We start from the raw sequence: 19,829 nt of genomic DNA, 5'->3' as shown, positions 1-19,829 counted from the left end.
ATGGCTTGGCATGAATTTCCGTTAGTGATCTTTACCGTTTTCGCCCAAACGGCAGTAGGCGCTTTTTTCTTGGTCTGTTTACTGTTTTTATTTGGCAGTCCGAGTGAACAGCAAAAAATGTCCATGATGAAAAGCTTATTTTTTGTTTGGGTTTTGATGGGTATTGGTTTTGCTGCGTCGACGTTCCATCTAGGGAGTCCACTACGTGCTTTTAATGCTTTTAATCGAGTTGGACATTCTTGGTTATCTAATGAAATCTTAACGGGTAGCCTTTTTTTTGCACTCGGGGGATTACTGTGGTTGCTGAGTGTTCTCAAGGTAGCTTCAGCAGCATTACGTAGAGGCTTGATGGTGACCGCAATGGTGATGGGTATCATCTTTATGTATGCTATGGCTCGGCTATATATGATTGAAACCGTTCCAACTTGGGCATACGCTGTATACACCATTAAGTTTCGTATTAACGGCAGTTATTTCGGGGAGCATCGTTGCTTGTACACTACTAACTGGCTCCGGATATCGCACAACTATCGTTGAGAAACAGCTGCCTCTTTTAGGCGTACTGGGTGTGGTTGTGAGTGTACTAGCCAGTTTTGCTCAACTACAGGAACTGGCGCATATCCAAACCTCTATTGTGTCAGCGGTCGATCTGCTGCCTAATATCGGCATGCTCAAGAGTATCCAATACTTATTATTAGTTGTGGCGCTAGTATTATGGTGGTGGCCTACTTGGCAGCGTTCCCAACGGGCACTACTGCCTATTTCACTGGGTGTAGTGTGTGTATTGTTAGCAGAGTTTTTGGGTCGTGGTATTTTCTACAGTTTACATATGACTGTCGGTTTATAACCTCACGTTAATTTACACGTAAAAAGGGGGCGGTAGCCTCCTTCTTGGTAGATAAAGAGAGTTTATTTATATGAATGATATTATTACGCTAAGCTCTGTTTTAGGGAGTTTGCTGTATTACCCATTATCGCATCCTAAGAACCAAGAAATATTACATCAGTTGGCCCAGTGGTCCGAACAGCCTTCTCATCCCTTTATTGATCTACTGGTTGCTCTGAAAAAAGACACACCAGAAGCGATCCTAGACGATTATCAACAGCTTTTTGAAGGTAGAGAAACCATGTTAGCGCCACCGTGGGGTTCCGTTTATTTAGATAAAGAACAAGTTATTTTTGGAGAGACGACGTTAACGCTACGTACTTTCTTACGTCAACATGGACTTGAAATTGATACAGGATTACGTGAACCAGAAGACCATTTTGGGCTTATGTTAATGCTACTCAGCCAACTGCTTGGTAATGATACAAGTCAAAAGAGTGTTCAACTATTACTGTCTCATCATCTGTTACCTTGGAGTTACCGTTACCTTACGCTGTTGAAACAATCGGCAAATACACAAGCCTATCAATGTTTGGCCGATATTGCTGAGCAGTGGTTAGAATATTTACAACAAGTTTTTTCAGTCCAAGCCGTGGTGATGAAACTCTATCGGTAATTTGGGTATTTTTATCGAGAATAAACCGATGAGGGTAGCTATCTTCATCGGTTTATTTAAATCATTCCGCTTTTATAAAAAGGGAAATGGATATTAATGATTTATTTTGGTAAGGCTCTGACTCATTGAACGACTCTGTGAACTCATAAAATAGAGACACCAGCCGAGAATAACAAGAGGTAATAGAGGATCATAAATAGAGCCAGCGGTTCCAAAAATAAGGTTCAGTGTCATGATCAACGTACCGCCAATCGCCCAAGCAAGAGTGGTTGGAATGGTCCAAATCACCAATTGTTTGCGAACTTCTGTCACTCCCATTAGACGGTTGACAATATGGAATAGGCTGTCATTAAAATACCCCGCGAATAGACTGCCCATTGTTGCAGCGGAAGCGGCAAAAAGCATGTTCACATCTTGAATCTCGGCTAAAACTGGTGCAGAAATGGATGCCGCGGTAATCATTGAAACCGTCCCACTGCCCTGAATAACTCGCACTAATGTTGCGATAATAAACGGGATCATGATTGGTGAGATGGGCAATGAGGCGACTTGGTTAGCAATTTCAGCCCCAGCGCCTGACTCGCGTAGTACGTTACCCAGAGCGCCGCCAGCACCAGTAACGAGAAGGATGATCCCTGATGTTGAAATGCCTTGTTCCAGCTTCGCGGTTGTCTCTGCTTTGTCTAGGTATGGCGTCAAAGTGTATACCGCCAGTAATGTACTGATCGATAGTGCAATGATCGGGTGACCAAGGAATTGAATAGCCTGACCCAAAAAGCTGGTGCTAAATCCCGTTAATCCGAGTTGTTTCTCTGCCAGCTGTGTCAGCGAATTTGCTAGGATCAGTAAAATCGGTACCACGATAGGCATGATTGATTTAGTCAAAGAGGGTAATGCTTTTTCTGACTTTGACGCCATATAGTCCGCGTGAACTTTCTTCTGCTCTTCTGGTGCTTTAGCCAACGTCACTGGTGTCGCGTACTCAGGGAAATGCTTCTCTAGCCAACGCGCATACATGACAATTCCGGCCACTGATGGTAAAGCGATGAGCAAGCCAAAACCGAGCATCGAAGCGATATCTACACCAAAAATACTTGCTACTCCCAATGGTCCAGGTGTTGGTGGAATACAGTGGTGAGCGACGACAAGACCACCTGCTAGTGCGACCGTAAGAGTGAGAATCGAACGTTGAGAAGTCTTAGCCAAAGACTTAGCAATTGGATAAAGGATGATTAAGGCACTATCGACAAAGACGGGAATACTGACAATGTATCCGGTGATCGCTAACGCCAGCTCTTCCTTTCGTTTACCTAGCCATTTAATGAAATGATAGGCGATGGATTCTCCAGCACCAGAGGTTTCCAAAATGGCTCCCATCATGACACCCAGACCAATGACAATGCCAATGCCACTTAAGGTACCGCCAAATCCTTGGCTGATGGCCGACATAGTTTCATTAACACTTAATCCACCAATCAAGCCCGCAATACAAGCGGCTGCAAGCATTGCGATCAAGACATGAACCCGAGTGCGCAGAACCAGAAATATCAAAACAAATACCGCGATGATCAAACCGATAACGGAAGTAGATAACATTATGCATCCTCCATTTCTACGACTGAGCAAGTCGTAAGGTAGCGAGAAAGAACGGCATTGAAATTGGCATCAACACTGAAACCTAGGTTGAGTTCCTTTGTATTATCAATAGCTTGAGGCCAGCTTGCTACGATCGATTCAATCGCTTTATCTTTTTTAATGGTGACGAGATCAGTGCGAGAAGGAGCCACTTGCTCTGCCATGGCAGCAAGCATAGTGCGTGGCGTAACTCTAATACCGGGTAAGTTAAAAGTTCGATAACCCTGGATAGCACTACGCTCCAGTCGGCTTGCGTGGATAATATTCTGAATGACAGTTTCTGGGCTGGATATCCACAGTCCGAGGTCAAGATCCACTGGACAGTTGGATGTTTGACCTTTTAGCGGTTCGCGAATCATGCCACTCACGAACGATGACGCGGCCTGATTGGGGACTCCGGGACGGATACAAATCGTTGGCAGACGAACGCTGATCGCATCAACCAGATTTTTGCGACCATAATCGTTCACCAACAGTTCGCCTATGGCTTTTTGTGTACCGTATGAAGAACTGGGCTGAGTCGCCGTCATTGGCGTCACTACCTCTGGTAATGCTCCACCAAACACCGCGAGCGAACTAGAAAATACAAAGCGTATCTCTGAATTGACTTGACGACACTGTTCAAGCATTAACTGTGTTGCCGTCAAGTTGACCTTGATTCCAAGATCGAAATCTTGTTCTGCATGACTCGATACAATCGCAGCAAGGTGAAATACATGAGTGGTTTTCGGACCAATCAAGGTAGCCACCTGTTGTGGATCGGTGATGTCGGCGACGATGGCACTGACTCGTGGATCTTCAGTGATAGCACCGTTGGGTTTGACTCGATCGACAATCATTAAAGACTGAATCGAACCTGAATCTTGTTGGAGTAGGGTTTGAGCTAGTAGAGATCCGAGAAATCCGGCACCACCAGTGATTACGATGTTCATACACATGTCCTTGTTGTATTGCTTGTTATTATTGTTATGAGCGTTATAAGTAAGGCTTGACCCAGCCTAAGCCTTGTTCGGTAGTGGTTTTAGGTTTGTATTCGCACCCGATCCAGCCGTCATAACCGGAGTTATCCAGTACATCGAAGAGATAGGGGTAGTTGATTTCACCGTCACTAGGTTCATTACGGTGTGGCACTGACGCAATTTGAATATGGCCAGTAAATGGCGCTAAATCGCGGATCAGAACATCCAGATCACCATCCATGATCTGTGCGTGGTACAGATCGAGTTGTAATTTCACATTCGGACGATTAACCATCTGAATCAATTCAACGGCACGCCGTTGATGAGCAATGAAGTAATGAGGAACATCGCGATGGTTTAAAGGTTCAATCAGTACATCAATGCCATGTTCGGCAAAGGTATCCGCAGCGTAACGAATGTTGGCGATAAAGGTATCGATGTGTTGTTGCAGGCTGTACGCTGGATCGATGATGCCTGACATAGCGTGTACTTTTTTGCAGTTGAGTGCTTTGGCATACATCAGTGTGGTGGCGACACTTTGCCTAAATTCTTGCTCACGCCCCGGTAGAGCCGCGAAGCCTTTTTCACCGGCATCCCAGTCGCCGGGAGGCATATTAAACAGCGCTTGTTCAAACCCGTATTGCTCTAATTTTTTCGCCAACACTTGTGGTTCGAAAGCATAAGGAAACAAAAATTCGATCGCCTTAAAGCCAGCACGATGTGCATGCTCAAAGCGTTCTATAAAAGGCACTTCGTTGAACAGCATGGTAAGGTTCGCAGCAAATTTAGCCATTACTTTCCTCTCCCTTTTAGGTCTTCCACCTCGACCTCTGTGAGGTAACGAACTGGATGGTTATTGAGTAAAAACATTAACTTGGCGGTTTCTTCTAATTCTTCAGCGTTATCCACGGCATCTTCTAGATCGGCGCCAGTGATGACTGGGCCGTGGTTAGCCAGTAAGAATGCACGGTAATCAGCGGCACGTTTAGCCAGTTCTTCGGCAATACGTGGTTCACCCGGGCGCAAATAGGGAATGACAGGTAATTGGCCGATACGCATCACGTAGTAGGGTGTGAAAGGGCGAATAGCATTATCAGCATCGAGATTATCGATGCAGGAGAGCGCTGTCAGATAAGTAGAATGCAAATGCACAATTGCGTTACATTTCGGATTGTTTCGGTAGATAGCTAGATGGAAGGCTATCTCTTTTGAAGCACGTTTGCCGGAGAGCTGATTACCCTCAATATCCACCACAGATAATTCTTCGGCGATTAAACGGCCAAATGAAGAGCCTGTTGGTGTAGCGAGAAAATGGCCGTTCGGTAATTTCAATGATAGATTTCCTGCACCACCCGTGGCATAACCACGTTCAAACATGGAGCGTGCAAGGCTAACCATCTGTTCTCTAAGTTGTTGTTCTGTCATAGATAAAAATCCTGTGCTTTTTCGAAGAAGCGTTCATCGCCGAAGTTACCTGACTTAAGTGCCAACGATAGTGAACCGTCGATAGATTGGACCCAAGGCACACCTGGGGCGATTTGTGGTCCGATGTGAAAACCTGTGACACCAAGGCTTTGGGTTACAATTCCGGACGTTTCACCGCCAGCAACAATAAAGTTTTTAACCCCAAACTCTTGCAATTGATGGGCAAGTTGACTGAAAAATTGCTCTACCGCTTCACTTGAAGTGGCCGCACCGTATTGCGCCTGAATGGCTTTGAGTTTGTCTGGATCTGCGGTGGCATACACCATGGGTGCGTAGTGACTATCAAGTTGCGCGGTGACCCAAATAAACGCTTGTTGTACATAGTTTTTATCGCGTAGACACGCTTCGACGTCGACGGCAAAATGCGGTGCTACCGATTGATAACGGGCGACTTGTTGATTCGTCATGACTGAGCAAGATCCAGAAAGCACGACACCGGGTGCTTTTGTCGGTAAGCCTGCCGATTGAGCTTCGCTTTGATCGGCCAGTTTGTTGGCCCAATTTTGAGCGATACCTGCAGCTAAGCCTGATCCACCAGTAATAAATTTGAGTGATTCCACTGCCTGACCGAGAGTAATCAGATGATTGCTATTAATGGCATCAACAACCGCGTAGTGTTTTCCTTCCTCTTGTAATTGAGCAAAACGTGCAACAACGGCGTCTACACCTTGCTCAATGACTTGATAATTAACCAGACCACATTCACCTTGAGATTGGTTATTCATCAGACGAACTAAGCTCGAATCTGTCATTGGTGTTACAGGATGGTGGCGCATGCCCGATTCGTTCAGGAGTTCACCAAGCACAAATAGATAACCATTGAATACGGTACGGCCATTAACTGGCAGTGCTGGGCAAACGATAGTGAAGGTTTCATTTAGTTCTGCTAGTAGGGCATCGGTCACCGGACCGATATTGCCTTGTGCAGTACTATCGAAAGTCGAACAGTATTTAAAATAAAACTGCTGGCAGCCCTGAACTTGCAACCAACGAAGCGCTTCTAGTGATTGGTTGACGGCTTGTTCAGCGGGACATGAGCGGGATTTAAGGCTGATGACCACAGCATCGGCGTCTACATGAATGTTTTTCTTTGGTATGCCGTTGAGCTGTACAGTGCGCATGCCATTTTCAACCAGAAAACCTGCAATATCGGTTGCGCCAGTAAAATCATCAGCAATGACTCCAAGTAACATAATTATTTCTCCATGCCAGGTAGATTGATGCCATCAAAAATCTTGATCACTGCGCTGTCATCTTCTTGACCAAAACCTGCATTACTAGCAGAGATAAACATGTTGAGTGCAGTACTCGCTAGTGGGAGAGGGAATTTCAGGTCTTGTGCGGTATTGGCGACCAGATTAAGGTCTTTAACAAAGATATTGACCATTGATTTTGGCGAGTAGTCACCATCAACAACGTGTTTCATTCTGTTTTCAAACATCCAAGAATTACCTGCCGCGTTAGTGACCACGTCGTACATTAAATCGAGAGGAATATTGGCACGAGCGGCCAGGGCCATCGCTTCAGCTCCGGCAGCAATATGTACACCTGCCAAAAGTTGGTGAATGATTTTGACGGTAGCACCAAGACCAATTTCGGTACCGATGTTATAAACTTTGCCTGCCGTTGCCGCTAACACGGGAGCCAATTTAGTGAACGCCTCTATACTTCCGGATGCCATGATGGTCATATCACCGGCTTCGGCTTTTATTGCACCACCGGAAACGGGGGCGTCTAACATCAGCAGGTGGTAAGACTTAAGGCCCGCTTCAATATCTTTTGCATCTTGGGCAGAGATGGTGGCAGACACCATGATGGCTGTGCCTGGTTTTAGGTTGGCGGCTAAACCTGAATCGAACAAAATCGATTTCACTTGCTTGGCGTTGATGACTAACAATAAAACCGCATCGAGTCCGTGAGCAAATAGATTGGCGTCGCTAGCTACCGCTTTCGCCCCGTAGTTACCTAGTGTTTCGAGAGCGATTGGGTTGAGGTCAATGCCGTACACATCGAGTCCTGCGCGAATACAGGATTTTGCAGCCCCCATCCCCATAGATCCTAATCCGATCACCGCTATCGATTTCACGGTTTGATTATCCATATACTTATCTCGCATTGAAGATTGATGTTAATTTGTGTTACTAATTGTGATTCTATGTGATAGTCGGCGAGGTGTCATGCGTCATTTGTCACAAATGTTAACAATCATTAGTAATAATATGGAAAATAACTAGATGTTCACACTTTACAGCTTCAGTTTTTCTCCAGAATTTGTTTGTTTTTAACAATAGTTAACACAACTTCACACCATGGCTGATGACTGATAATATGAGTACACTCATTACTTATAGCTAAGTCATTATGATTCCAGCAGAACGTCACAAAACTATCCTATCTCTGCTTTCACAACAGGAAGTGATCAGCATTAACGAACTGGTTGAGCAATTAGAGGTGTCGCACATGACCATTCGTCGCGATATCGCTAAACTCGAAAAATTGGGTAAGGTATTGTCCGTGTCAGGCGGTGTGCAACTGACTAAAGTGCTGCATCAGGAGCCTTCTCATGATGCTAAAGCGACGCAACACGCTAATGAGAAAGCGATGATTGGCCTTATTGCTAGCCAGTTGGTGCAACAAAATGCTACGGTTTATCTTGATGCTGGGACCACTACACTGGAAATCGCTCATCAACTTGCTAGCCGTGATGATCTGCTTTTTATTACTAACGATTTTGTTATTGCGGCTTTTCTAACCCATCACAGTAAAAGCGAGCTTTATCATACGGGCGGACGAATTGATCGTGAGAATCAGTCCAGCGTAGGGAGTAAAGTGTCAGACTTTCTGGCGGGAATGAATGTGGATATCGCGTTTGTCTCAACTTCATCATGGAATCTGCGCGGTATCTCTACGCCCAGTGAGCCTAAGGTCATTGTCAAAAGGGCAGTCGCAGCGGCAGCACAAAAAGTCATCCTTGTCTCTGACTCTTCTAAATATGGCAAAGTTGCCACCTTTCATGCGCTCGATATGCAGTGTTTTGATGTGGTGATCACTGACCGGGCATTTCCAATCAGTGTCCGACAAGAATTAGCAGAAGAAGGGATTTCGGTGTTGATCGAGAGTAAAAACTCTTAATCATTATTTCATAAACTCGTCATGTTTTTTCAGATTGGTGTCAGCTACTACTTAGATCAATGGTTTAGCTGACGTCTACCTTTGTCGGTCAATAATTAACATCATAAAAACCATAAACACCATAAGCGGTATGGTAAAAAGTGTCCTTTCTCTCGTTAATTTACTTTATTGTCACTTAATGTAAACAAGTTGAAAGCATTATAAGTTGTTTTAATTAACAATTGTTAGTAGAGCAACAATATAAGCCAGATTAAAAACTATAAAAATAATTTACATTAAGTCAGACACAAGGATAGAACGATGAATAAAGTAAAATATATCTCTGTAACATGGTTGATAATACTTAGCTCTTTATTAGGGGTATCCTCTGCTTTTGCGAAATCATATCCTCCAAGAACCATTAATATGGTTGCTCCAGCGGGTGCGGGTGGAGGATGGGATATTACGATTCGTACCGTAGCTAAGACATTAAAAGATGAGGGGATTATTAATGCGAATCTACCGGTGATTAATCGTCCCGGTGGCGGAGGTGCAGTAAATTTGGCTTATATGCAAAGTCAGAAAGGTAAAGGAGACTTAATTTCTGTTTATTCTCCTCCGATCTTACTGACTCATTTAGTCGGTTTAACACCATACAGTTATCAAGATACGACCCCTATTGCGCGCTTAATTACGGATTATGCCGCTTTTGTTGTGCCTAAAAATTCTCCTTATACCTCAATTAATCAGGTTATGGAGGCGCTAAAACAAGATCCTAAGTCTATTAAAATAGGTGGTACATCCGCTGCTGGCTCAATGGACCATATTCAATTTCTCTTAGTGGCGAAAGCTGCTGGGATTAATAATTTAAAAAATATAGATTATATATCATTTCAAGACGGTGGAGTTGTTGCTCAGGTTTTAGGCGGACACATTGATTTGATCTCAACGGGGTTAGGCGATGTAGCTGGTTTAATACAAAGTGGTGAGTTGAGAGCATTAGCTCAAACTGCTGATAAACGAGTAGGTGAAGGGATGATGGCCGAAATTCCTACCGTTAGAGAGCAGGGAATTGATGTGGTTTTTGAAAATTGGCGTGGCTTATTTGGACCGAAAGATATGCCAGAAGAAGCCATCAATTATTGGCGTAATGCTTTAGAGAAAATGATTCATACTGATAGCTGGAAAGCCGCATTACAACGCAATGGATGGGATGATGCTTATCTGGATTTTGATGATTTTCAACCATTCTTAGAAAATACGAATCAACAATATAATGCCTTGATTAAAGAAGTTTTCTAGAGTTATATAAATTTTCAATACAGAAATAAACCAATCGCCTAGATAAAAATTATCGTTATAGGTATTGGTTTATTCTCTTGTACATTTATGGATGATATAAATATGAAAGATTATAGTAAATCTAATTGGGATGGATTGACCGGTATTATCAGTATTCTCTTTGGCTTAAGTTATGGTAGTTACGCCTATTTATTACCAAGGCCTATATTTGGTAATGAGTGGGAACCGATTATTATGCCTTTGTCGATCTCGATTTTTATGATTGTGATTGGATTATTATTAGTCGTTAGTGGTCGATTTTCTCCATCAATGACAGCAATAATGAAGACGATTGATGAGCATTCAAAAAATAAGATTAATACATATAGGGTATTATCAACATGTTTAATTTCCTTGCTGTATTCTTTTATGTTTGAGCCTGTTGGCTTTCTTATAAGCACGATGTTTTTTATGCTGATGATGTTAATGGTTACATGTGGTATTAAACGTTGGAAGCAATCATTAGTCATTAGTGTGGTTTTTTCTGTTGGGATTTACTTCATTTTCAATGAATTATTATCCATTAATTTACCTAGCGGAACACTTTTTAGTTAAGGAAAATTAACTATGACAGATATATTTACGAATCTTTTTAATGGCTTTGGGATTGCTTTACAGCCTTATTATCTTCTACTGATAACACTTGGTGGGATCATGGGAACGATTATCGGCATGCTACCGGGTCTTGGTCCGGCGACGGGCGTTGCCGTTCTATTGCCCATGACTTATGCCATGGGGCCTACGGCATCATTAATTACGATGACAGGGATCTATATGGGGGCGATGTTTGGTGGTTCCCGTAGCTCGATTTTAATCAATACACCCGGAGACGGTGCTGCCTTGGCGGCAACCTTCGATGGTTATCCGATGGCAATGAAAGGGCGTGCAGAAGCCGCACTTGCTATCTCAGCAATCGCATCATTGATCGGAGGTACTATCGCTGCGGTGCTCATGACCTTTCTTGCTGAGCCTGTAGCCAATTTTGCGATTAGATTTGGTCCAGCAGAATATTTTATGTTAATGCTAGCCGCCCTTTCGATGACGGTTTCTATGTCTAAAGGCAATATGCTGAAAGGTTTCTTCTCTATGGCAATAGGGTTAGCGATTGCAACAATCGGCATTGATGCTCAATCCGGATTAAGTCGTTTTACTTTTGGTTCCCTTGAGCTCCAAACAGGTGTTGACTTCTTGGTGGTGATCATTGGCATTTATGCATTAGGAGAAGTGCTGAAAAGCATGACAACCTTAGGTGATGGTAGTAAAAAAGCACAGACTCAGTTTAAACGGATTTGGATCAGTAAAGAGGATTGGCGCAGATCGAAATGGCCCATTTTACGCAGTGCCCCTGTTGGTTTTATTGTCGGGGCACTCCCCGGCGCAGGGGGAACAATGGCATCGTTACTTTGTTATAATAATGAGAAACAACTCTCACCCAACAAAGATGAATTTGGCAAAGGTGCGATAGAAGGCCTAGCCGCTCCTGAATCAGCAAATAACTCAGCATCCATTGGAGCGATGATTCCTATGCTCTCATTAGGTATTCCTGGTTCAGGTACGACGGCAGTCATGATGGGGGCCTTATTAATGTTAGGAATACAACCTGGGCCGCTTTTATTTACCCAGCATCCAGAAACAGCGTGGGGATTGATCGCAAGTTTATTTGTCGCGAATATTATTCTGGCTTTTGTAAATATTCCATTAGCAGGTATTTTAGTTCGTATGCTCGCTATCCCTGCGAATGTTTTATATCCTATCGTTTTAGGGCTTGCTTTCGTGGGCTGCTATGCCATTGGGAATTCTGTGGTAGATTTTTATATCTTAATTTTATTAGGTATAGTTGGGTTTATTATGCACAAACTGGTTATTCCTACTGCACCAATGATTCTTGCTGTTATTGTTGGCAGCCAAATGGAACAGTCGTTTAGGCAAGCATTTCGGATCTCTAATCAAGAGTTCAGTATTTTTGTTCAATCAGGAATTACTCAATTTCTATTGATAGTGACAATTTTTTCAATCTGTTGGCCATTAATAAACTCATTTAGAAATAAAAGCCTTTCAAACATGGCTTAAGATAACTATTTCAAAGGGTAAAGTCATTTTGTGACTTTACCCTTTTTTGTGCGCCGAGCATGGCGTTGATCTAGGAGGTGAAAGTCCTCTACGGGCTCAGTCGAGCGGGAACCGTTAGCCTATGCAAGGGTGTTCATCGTGAGGTGAAATCTGAAGGAAGCAAATGGCAAAACGTGGTGATGACGAACAGAAATCTGATAGTAGGCTGTGTCGACTTGGGTAACCTAGCAATAGATAGAATAGCCCAACGACTCGACGAGAAGTGCGATGCAGTAAATCAGGCATGACCACGAGAAAGAACAACGTCTTACCTCGGGAGATCTTATTATCTGTTTCGGACGAAACTAAGCAGCCAGTGATGGATGCTGATGGGTAATAAGGAGTCAGCAGAAGGCATAGTACCTTGAGGAAGTACAACTTAAGGGAAGGCCGGAACTGAATAGGTCAAGAAGCAGTCGCCAGATATTCAAATCAGTGGAGTAACAGTAACGATGCGACCCATCTCTACGTTCCGATTGGTGAAGCCAAAAGTGGAACTGACGGAAACGAAGCGTAACAAGCTGATTTGGCATAGAAAGAAGGACGAGTCTTGATGGACACCACTCGATTACTCGAACAGATGTTCAGTCCGGGTAATTTAAACGCTGCGACCAAACAGGTGAAGCGCAACAAGGGGTGCGGTGGGGTAGATAGACTGACGATCACAGCGACCTTGGAAAAGCTTCGCCAGTTGGATAATGGGCAGCAACTTCGCCAGTCTTTACTGGATGGAAGTTACCAACCGTCTCCCGTTCTGGGTGTAGAAATCCCCAAGCCAAAAGGTGGAGTACGCCAACTGGGTATCCCAACCGTTCAGGATCGCATCGTACAACAAGCGATGGCACAGCTCCTGACACAGTTGTATGAGCCGAAGTTCTCAAAGAGCAGCTTCGGGTTCAGACCAAGAAGGAGTGCTCATCATGCTTTGTCGAAAGCGAGTGAATACATTCGAGAAGGGCGGGGATATGTAGTCGATATAGATCTGGAGAAGTACTTCGATACCGTCAATCACGACAGACTGATGTATCGGCTGTCTCAAGATATCGCGGATAAACGGGTGCTGAAACTGATCAGGAAATATCTACAAAGTGGTCTGATGCGAAATGGAGTGATAGAGCGAAGACAAAGAGGAACCCCACAAGGAGGTCCTCTGTCGCCGCTGCTCTCTAATATCGTATTGGATGAGCTTGATAAAGAGTTAGAACGTAGAGGTCATAAGTTCTGCCGATACGCAGACGATTGCCAAATCTACGTAGGTAGTGAAGCAGCAGCGCAACGGGTGAAAACCTCGGTTACGGAGTTCTTGGAGCAGACGCTTAAATTACGGGTAAACCGTGAGAAAAGTGCGGCGACCAGAGTGAGTGAGCGTAGCTACTTGGGACACCGCTTCAACGATGATGGTGTGATAGGTATCAGTGATGACGCCATGCATCAAATGAAGAAACGAGTGCGACAAGTCACCAAACGAAATAGAGGACGAACGTTCCCGGCAATCATCAAGGAACTATCGACGTATCTACGAGGTTGGCAGAACTACTTTAAACTGGGCTTAAGGCCGTCATCGATGAGTCACCTAGACAGTTGGATAAGACGCCGACTGCGGTGCTACCGTCTAAAACAGAAAAAGCGGAAATACAGCATAGCGATGTGGCTGATTAGTTTAGGAGTCGCCAAACCTAATGCATGGAAAGTCGCAGGTTCAGATAAAGGATGGTGGAAACTCTCACGGACGCCCCAAGTCAATCAGGCTTTACCCAACAAACGGTTGGAAGAGTTGGGGTTATACTCATTGTTGGAAGGGTATGAAACATTGAAAATCTATTCGGAACCGCCGTATGCGATCCACGCTTGTACGGTGGTGTGAGAGGACGGCGGGAGTGATCCCCGCCTCCTACTCGATTTGTTAAATACTGGTAGTAAAGTTGTTGTCTTTAGGTATGCTGTGGAATACGTAAGTTGTGTAGTTATATGAGTGAATATGTATAAGGTAATGCGTAAAAATCTGGACGTGATTCAGATAAATAGCAATCGAAACCGATGTTTTTTTATGCATTTACGCTTTCGTAATAAGATATTCTTATTGCTTACTTTTTTACTCCTCATTCAATTCCTTTACATGACCTGGGGATTCTATCAAGCATTATCCTCTTCTATTGATGATCAAGTTCGTACTCGTGCATTATTACAAGCTCAAGATATTGCTAGTGATCCAGAGTTGATTACTTTAGTAGAAACAAAAAACATTACAGAAATTCACAAGGCGATTGAGCGTATCATGCATTATTCTGATGCGAGCTTTATTGTTATTGGTGATCAAAATGGTATTCGCTTATTTCATCCAGAGCCGGATCGTATAGGTTATCCAATGCAAGGTGATGATAATGCGGGAGCTTTATTAAGAAAGGAATCATATACTTCTTTGCGAGAAGGGAGTTTAGGTTATGGTATACGAGGGAAGTCACCGATTATTGATAGTCAAGGTAATATTATTGGTGTGGTTTCAGTCGGTTATCTGTTAACACGGTTTCAATATTGGCTTAAAGACTACTTTCGTCCTTTGATTGTTGATACCTTATTATTAATTTCTATTTCATTATTATTAGTCTGGTTGTTTTCTCGGCACATACAAAGAAAAATGAATAATATGGAACCAGAAGAAATTTCGCTCTCTTGGGAAATTCAGCAATCTATTTTATATGCTGTCTATGAGGGTATTATTGCGGTTGATTTACAAGGTAGGGTAATTGTTATAAATCCAGCAGCAAAACGCTATCTTCCATGCTGTTCAGAAGAAAATATTAACATTAGAGATTATCTTAATGATTGTAGTTGGTTAGATAATAAGAGTTCACTCATCGATAAGCAAAAAGATGAGTTTTATCGATTAAACCATCATCAAATTATCGCTAATCGAGAACCCATATTACATAATAAAAATCTTGTTGGTTGGGTTCTGAGTTTTCGTGAGCAGAATGATGCGTATGCGGTCTCCGCAAGTTTAAGTCAAATTAAACAATATAGTGATAACTTTCGTGTTCTTCGTCATGAGTTTTCTAATAAATTAACGACACTTTCTGGATTGTTAAAAATGGGAAAAATCCAAGAGGCAATGATATTAATTAATAATGAAAGTGGGAGTAAACAAGAGCTGTTAGACTTTATTCAGCATTCTATCCGCGTCAATCAAGTCGCTGCATTTTTACTAGGAAAAGCTTTACGTGCACAAGAGTTAAATATTGATTTTCGTTTAGATCCCACTTGTCAGTTAAGTAACAATCAAACAAAGTTAGATGATCATCAATTATGCACAGTATTAGGAAATTTGATTGAGAATGCCTTTGATTCATGTCGAATAAATCAAACGAAGAGTCCTTATGTTGGAATTTTAATTACCGATGCAGGACAAGATATTTTGATTGAAGTGTCTGACAATGGAAGTGGTCTGTCTATACAGGAAAAGGAAGTAATATGGAATCGAGGTGTGACTCGTAAAGATGATAAGGAAGATCATGGTCTTGGGCTATATCTTGTCGATCACTATGTAAAACAAGCGGGTGGTTTTATTAACATTGATAATGCTGAACCTCAGGGATGTATTTTTTCTTTATTTATCCCCAACTATATTAATAATTAGCATAATGTCAGGAGGGAGGAATGGAAACGATTGATATCGTTATTGTTGAGGATGACGTAAATATTACTAATATTTATTTGGATATCATTCAAGGTTTTAGTCGATTTACTGTTGTCGGGATCGCTGAGTCTCAGAAGATAGCTCGCACTATTATTCAAGCTTATCAACCACAGCTTATCTTACTCGACAACTATCTGCCAGATGGTTTAGGTATTGATTTATATCGTGATATTCTTGCTCAGAAAAAGAAAAGAAAACAAGATGTTGTACTTATCACAGCATCAGATGACGTAAACACGGTTCAAGAAGCGATGCAGCTTGGTTGTTTTGACTATTTACTCAAACCTATATCTTTTGATCGATTTCAACAAACATTACAACGGTATCTAGATCTCAATAATGCAATGAAAGCTTATGATAATTTAAATCAAAAATACATTGATGAATTATTTAATATTCAGCATAGAAAGCAGCAAGTTAGCCTTCTACCTAAAGGTATAGAGCAGATAACATTAGATAAAATTATTCGTCTATTATCTTTAAATAATGGCGATAAGTTTACCGTTGAAAAGGTAAGTCTACATACTGGTGTGAGTAAAACGACAGCTCGGAGATATTTAGAATACTGTGCTACTCATGGTCTTATTATTAGTGAAAACGAATACGGTAAAGTTGGTCGTCCCGAGCGTGTTTATACTAAAAATTAACCTTTTTTATTTTAAATGATCATTTTGGGTCAATAATGCTGTATTCAAAATTGGATGTGTTTTTCATATTGATTACGGTTTATTGTCTATTTTGTTATGTGAACGATTTGTCTGCAAATTTAGGTGATATTTGTCACAAAAAATGCTATCATCGGCGGCATTTTTAAAGGTTAGTTTTACTTACCTTTATGTTTATCATCATCCAACAACTTGGAATTTTTTGTGTTAACGACTGCAAACATCACCATGCAATTTGGCGATAAGCCATTATTTGAAAATATCTCGATTAAATTTGGTAATGGCAATCGCTATGGCCTGATTGGCGCAAACGGTTGTGGTAAATCCACCTTTATGAAAATCCTTAGCGGTGAACTTGAACCCTCTTCTGGTACGGTTTCCACTGATCCCAATGAGCGGATGGCAAAGCTGGGTCAGGATCAGTTCGCTTTTGAGAACTATACCGTGGTCGATACGGTGATCATGGGTCATAAAGAATTGTGGAAAGTAAAAGAAGAACGCGACCGCATTTATGCGTTACCGGAAATGACCGATGAAGATGGTATGCGAGTTGGCGATCTTGAAACTGAATTTGCTGAAATGGACGGCTATTCAGCGGAAGCTCGCGCTGGAGAGTTGCTACTTGGGCTTGGCATTCCTGAAGCACAGCATTTTGGTTTAATGAGTGAAGTGGCTCCAGGTCTGAAACTTCGAGTTTTACTGGCGCAAGTGTTATTCGCCGAGCCAGAAATTATGCTGCTTGATGAGCCAACCAACAACTTGGATATGCATACTATCGCTTGGTTAGAGCAAGTGCTATTGGCGCGCAACTGCACCATGATCATTATTTCTCACGACCGTCACTTTTTAAATACCGTATGTACCCATATGGCGGATTTAGACTATGGTGAACTGCGTCTTTTCCACGGTAACTACGATGAATACATGAGCGCCGCTGAACAAGCTCGTGAGCGTTTACATGCTGATAATGCCAAGAAAAAGGCGCAAATTGCTGAGCTACAAACCTTTGTGAGCCGCTTCTCTGCTAACGCTTCAAAAGCGAAGCAAGCTACGTCGCGTCAAAAGCAGTTGGATAAAATCCAGCTACAAGAGGTGAAGCCATCAAGCCGTCAATCACCGTTTATTCGTTTTGACCAAAAGAAAGAGCTATTTCGTAATGCTCTAGAAGTTGAAGGGCTTAAACAAGGTTACGGCGATAACATCTTGTTTGATAACGTGAACTTAATGGTAGAGGTGGGTGAGCGCATCGCCATCATTGGTGAAAACGGTATCGGTAAATCAACCATGCTCAATACCCTTGCGGGTGTAATGGAGCCGATGGCTGGCATGATCAAATGGTCTGAAAATAATAACATCGGTTTCTACGCACAGGATCATGCGCATGATTTTAGCGAAGAGATGACCTTGCTGGACTGGATGAGTCAATGGAAAAACGAAGGGGAAGATGAGCAAACCGTACGGGGTATTTTGGGGCGTATGCTCTTTTCGCAAAATGACATTAAAAAGTCAGTCAAAGTGATTTCTGGTGGTGAACAAGGTCGAATGCTATTTGGTAAGTTAATCATGCAAAAACCGAACATTTTGCTGATGGATGAACCAACCAACCACATGGATATGGAATCGATTGAAGCGTTGAACTTAGCTTTAGAGAACTATAAAGGCACCTTGCTGTTTGTCTCTCATGACCGTCAGTTTGTTTCCTCTATTGCAACGCGCATTATTGAGATCACCAAACAAGGCGTGAACGATTTCCACGGCACCTATGATGAATATTTGGCTAAACAAGGCCTGATGGGTTAATTGGGTACATCGTGAACCTTTATGAAGCCATCGCACCGTGCGGTGGCTTTTTGTTTATTGGCTGCAAACTGAAACTCTAGGACAAAGAACCGGTTACTTAGTAACAAAAAAACGAGCATGAGGCGGTTATAACATTCGTTGTTGAGTGTTTTTTGTTCGTTCAAGAGTCAAAGTTATGATGGTATTGAAGAGTAAAAGTGATCTTATTCATATATTTATCAAAATACGGTTTTTAGGCTAAGAGCTTACTGACTATTTTTTTTGTTTTTAATTTTTTGATTTATTTTGTTTTTATATTGTTAATTTAATGATGATTAATTGATCTTTTTCATGGCTTTTTTATTCGTAATTTTACACCTTTCTATGATTTTTACTGATATGAAGTGTTATTTTAACTAAATATTAACATATTCGTGTCTGCATCACGTTTTCTCTATTGGCTATCAATATTGTCTTGAAATCCGATTTAACATTCTTTCATCGATTCACCTTAACCCTACATACCACAAGAAAGGATTGATGAAGATGAAAAAGGTCTTATTAAAAGCCGCCGTATTAACGCTTGCTATTGCTGCTGCGGGAGCACAAGCGAAAGATTACGAGATTGTAAACGTAGTAAAAGTCTCCGGTATTCCTTGGTTTAACCAAATGAATAAAGGGATAGAACAAGCCGCCACCGATTTTGGTGTGAATGCACGCCAACTGGGTCCTTCTACGCCAGATCCCGCTCAGCAAGTGAAAATTATTGAAGATTTAATCGCAAAGGGTGTGGATGCGATTACCGTTGTCCCTAATGATGTGACCGTGCTTGAGCCCGTATTTAAGAAAGCACGTGAAAAAGGCATTATTGTTTTAACCCATGAATCTCCTGATGGTCATAGTGCCGATTGGGATATCGAAACGATTGATAATCAAGCCTATGCGAGAGCGACCATGGATGAACTCGCAAAGAATATGGGAGAGAAAGGCGGCTATGCCGTGTATGTGGGTTCATTAACGGTGCCTCTGCATAATAACTGGGCAAATTTAGCCATCGATTACCAGAAAAAAACCTACCCCAATATGTATGAAGTCACTAGCCGTATGCCAGTGGCGGAAAGTATCGATCAATCTTATGCTGCCACTAATGATTTGATGAAAGCGCACTCAGATATGTCTGGCATTGTCTCTTATGGTTCACTTGGCGGTATTGGTGCTGGGGAAGCGATCAGAAAGAAACGAGCAAAAGATAAGATCAGCGTAGTGGGCATCATGATGCCAAGTCAAGCGGCTCCTTATTTGGCTCGTGGGGAAATTAAAAAGGGTTTCTTATGGAACCCCGCCGATGCAGGTTATGCCATGGTGGCTGTAGCGAAGCAGATGCTAGAAGGCAAAGATGTCTCAAAAGGCGTGACAGTTGAAGGGCTTGGTGAGGCGGACATTGATACCGAAAATCGTGTCATCAAATTCAATAGAATCTTAGAAGTGGATAAAACTAACGCTCGTCAGTTAGGTTTTTAACGGCTTAACGTTCTACCTCTACTTATTT

The 19,829-nt window shown here is 42.3% G+C and carries 18 protein-coding genes; 12 read left to right on the top strand and 6 right to left on the bottom strand.

What is annotated here, in order from left to right:
• The 3 genes from VIB_RS17945 (at window position 1) to dmsD (ending at window position 1,502) form a co-directional block, all read left to right on the top strand.
• Complete coding sequence (locus VIB_RS17945) at window positions 1-537, top strand: DmsC/YnfH family molybdoenzyme membrane anchor subunit (RefSeq protein ID WP_244262436.1); 537 nt, start codon at window positions 1-3, stop codon at window positions 535-537.
• Window positions 437-847: a DmsC/YnfH family molybdoenzyme membrane anchor subunit gene (locus VIB_RS17940; RefSeq protein ID WP_244262443.1), complete on the top strand. Its 411-nt coding sequence runs from the start codon at window positions 437-439 to the stop codon at window positions 845-847. Before VIB_RS17945 ends, VIB_RS17940 begins: the two co-directional genes overlap by 101 nt.
• Before the next feature lie 70 nt (window positions 848-917).
• Window positions 918-1,502, top strand: coding sequence for a Tat proofreading chaperone DmsD (gene dmsD, locus VIB_RS12245; protein WP_040905042.1), 585 nt, complete (start codon window positions 918-920; stop codon window positions 1,500-1,502).
• 93 nt (window positions 1,503-1,595) lie between these two features.
• Here the strand turns inward: dmsD and VIB_RS12240 are convergent, their stop codons facing one another.
• The 6 genes from VIB_RS12240 to ltnD are packed head-to-tail and all read right to left on the bottom strand — an operon-like array spanning window position 1,596 to window position 7,682.
• Window positions 1,596-3,098 (bottom strand): GntP family permease, encoded by a 1,503-nt coding sequence (locus VIB_RS12240; RefSeq protein WP_004396410.1) that lies wholly within the window; start codon window positions 3,096-3,098, stop codon window positions 1,596-1,598.
• Window positions 3,098-4,069 (bottom strand): D-erythronate dehydrogenase, encoded by a 972-nt coding sequence (gene denD, locus VIB_RS12235; protein ID WP_004396409.1) that lies wholly within the window; start codon window positions 4,067-4,069, stop codon window positions 3,098-3,100. The genes VIB_RS12240 and denD overlap by 1 nt, the downstream gene beginning before the upstream one ends.
• 43 nt (window positions 4,070-4,112) lie before the next feature.
• Window positions 4,113-4,889: a 2-oxo-tetronate isomerase gene (otnI, locus tag VIB_RS12230; protein ID WP_004396408.1), complete on the bottom strand. Its 777-nt coding sequence runs from the start codon at window positions 4,887-4,889 to the stop codon at window positions 4,113-4,115.
• Entirely contained in the window at window positions 4,889-5,521 is a 633-nt protein-coding gene (gene otnC / locus VIB_RS12225; RefSeq protein WP_004396407.1) for a 3-oxo-tetronate 4-phosphate decarboxylase, read from the bottom strand. Before otnC ends, otnI begins: the two co-directional genes overlap by 1 nt.
• On the bottom strand, window positions 5,518-6,774 hold the full coding sequence (gene otnK, locus VIB_RS12220; protein WP_004396406.1) for a 3-oxo-tetronate kinase: 1,257 nt from the start codon (window positions 6,772-6,774) through the stop codon (window positions 5,518-5,520). The genes otnC and otnK overlap by 4 nt, the downstream gene beginning before the upstream one ends.
• Before the next feature lie 2 nt (window positions 6,775-6,776).
• Window positions 6,777-7,682, bottom strand: a complete 906-nt coding sequence (ltnD, locus tag VIB_RS12215; RefSeq protein ID WP_050782744.1) for an L-threonate dehydrogenase — start codon at window positions 7,680-7,682, stop codon at window positions 6,777-6,779.
• A gap of 260 nt (window positions 7,683-7,942) precedes the next feature.
• Here ltnD and VIB_RS12210 point away from each other — a divergent pair, with 260 nt between their 5' ends.
• From VIB_RS12210 to VIB_RS12165, 9 genes are all read left to right on the top strand, one after another.
• Entirely contained in the window at window positions 7,943-8,713 is a 771-nt protein-coding gene (locus VIB_RS12210) for a DeoR/GlpR family DNA-binding transcription regulator (RefSeq protein ID WP_040905030.1), read from the top strand.
• A 300-nt stretch (window positions 8,714-9,013) separates the two neighbouring features.
• On the top strand, window positions 9,014-9,994 hold the full coding sequence (locus VIB_RS12205) for a Bug family tripartite tricarboxylate transporter substrate binding protein (RefSeq protein ID WP_004396403.1): 981 nt from the start codon (window positions 9,014-9,016) through the stop codon (window positions 9,992-9,994).
• 102 nt (window positions 9,995-10,096) lie between these two features.
• Window positions 10,097-10,588, top strand: coding sequence for a tripartite tricarboxylate transporter TctB family protein (locus VIB_RS12200; RefSeq protein ID WP_040905025.1), 492 nt, complete (start codon window positions 10,097-10,099; stop codon window positions 10,586-10,588).
• Window positions 10,589-10,600: 12 nt separating this feature from the next.
• Entirely contained in the window at window positions 10,601-12,103 is a 1,503-nt protein-coding gene (locus VIB_RS12195; protein ID WP_004396402.1) for a tripartite tricarboxylate transporter permease, read from the top strand.
• A 592-nt stretch (window positions 12,104-12,695) separates the two neighbouring features.
• On the top strand, window positions 12,696-14,006 hold the full coding sequence (gene ltrA, locus VIB_RS12185; RefSeq protein WP_000381813.1) for a group II intron reverse transcriptase/maturase: 1,311 nt from the start codon (window positions 12,696-12,698) through the stop codon (window positions 14,004-14,006).
• Between the two features lie 114 nt (window positions 14,007-14,120).
• Window positions 14,121-15,776: an ATP-binding protein gene (locus VIB_RS12180; RefSeq protein ID WP_004396401.1), complete on the top strand. Its 1,656-nt coding sequence runs from the start codon at window positions 14,121-14,123 to the stop codon at window positions 15,774-15,776.
• A gap of 20 nt (window positions 15,777-15,796) precedes the next feature.
• A complete protein-coding gene (locus VIB_RS12175; RefSeq protein ID WP_004396400.1) occupies window positions 15,797-16,483 on the top strand; it encodes a response regulator in 687 nt (228 codons plus the stop codon).
• Between the two features lie 222 nt (window positions 16,484-16,705).
• A complete protein-coding gene (locus tag VIB_RS12170; protein ID WP_004396399.1) occupies window positions 16,706-18,301 on the top strand; it encodes an ABC-F family ATPase in 1,596 nt (531 codons plus the stop codon).
• A 525-nt stretch (window positions 18,302-18,826) separates the two neighbouring features.
• Window positions 18,827-19,801 carry an autoinducer 2 ABC transporter substrate-binding protein gene (locus VIB_RS12165; RefSeq protein WP_004396398.1) on the top strand — a complete coding sequence of 325 codons (975 nt, stop codon included), beginning with the start codon at window positions 18,827-18,829 and terminating at the stop codon, window positions 19,799-19,801.
• Window positions 19,802-19,829 lie beyond the last annotated feature (28 nt).

The organism is Vibrio metschnikovii CIP 69.14 (genome assembly GCF_000176155.1).
Taxonomy (GTDB): domain Bacteria; phylum Pseudomonadota; class Gammaproteobacteria; order Enterobacterales; family Vibrionaceae; genus Vibrio; species Vibrio metschnikovii.
The sequence above is the reverse complement of the archived record's forward strand: the minus strand, read 5'-3'. Positions and strand labels throughout refer to the sequence as shown.

Coding starts and splice junctions, on each gene's coding strand:
- VIB_RS12180 (WP_004396401.1), top strand. CDS start 14,121: ATGTATAAGGTAATGCGTAAAAATCTGGACGTGATTCAGATAAATAGC.
- VIB_RS12205 (WP_004396403.1), top strand. CDS start 9,014: ATGAATAAAGTAAAATATATCTCTGTAACATGGTTGATAATACTTAGC.
- VIB_RS12195 (WP_004396402.1), top strand. CDS start 10,601: ATGACAGATATATTTACGAATCTTTTTAATGGCTTTGGGATTGCTTTA.
- VIB_RS12175 (WP_004396400.1), top strand. CDS start 15,797: ATGGAAACGATTGATATCGTTATTGTTGAGGATGACGTAAATATTACT.
- ltnD (WP_050782744.1), bottom strand. CDS start 7,682: ATGGATAATCAAACCGTGAAATCGATAGCGGTGATCGGATTAGGATCT.
- otnI (WP_004396408.1), bottom strand. CDS start 4,889: ATGGCTAAATTTGCTGCGAACCTTACCATGCTGTTCAACGAAGTGCCT.
- ltrA (WP_000381813.1), top strand. CDS start 12,696: ATGGACACCACTCGATTACTCGAACAGATGTTCAGTCCGGGTAATTTA.
- dmsD (WP_040905042.1), top strand. CDS start 918: ATGAATGATATTATTACGCTAAGCTCTGTTTTAGGGAGTTTGCTGTAT.
- otnK (WP_004396406.1), bottom strand. CDS start 6,774: ATGTTACTTGGAGTCATTGCTGATGATTTTACTGGCGCAACCGATATT.
- VIB_RS12210 (WP_040905030.1), top strand. CDS start 7,943: ATGATTCCAGCAGAACGTCACAAAACTATCCTATCTCTGCTTTCACAA.
- VIB_RS12165 (WP_004396398.1), top strand. CDS start 18,827: ATGAAAAAGGTCTTATTAAAAGCCGCCGTATTAACGCTTGCTATTGCT.
- VIB_RS12240 (WP_004396410.1), bottom strand. CDS start 3,098: ATGTTATCTACTTCCGTTATCGGTTTGATCATCGCGGTATTTGTTTTG.
- denD (WP_004396409.1), bottom strand. CDS start 4,069: ATGAACATCGTAATCACTGGTGGTGCCGGATTTCTCGGATCTCTACTA.
- VIB_RS17945 (WP_244262436.1), top strand. CDS start 1: ATGGCTTGGCATGAATTTCCGTTAGTGATCTTTACCGTTTTCGCCCAA.
- otnC (WP_004396407.1), bottom strand. CDS start 5,521: ATGACAGAACAACAACTTAGAGAACAGATGGTTAGCCTTGCACGCTCC.
- VIB_RS12200 (WP_040905025.1), top strand. CDS start 10,097: ATGAAAGATTATAGTAAATCTAATTGGGATGGATTGACCGGTATTATC.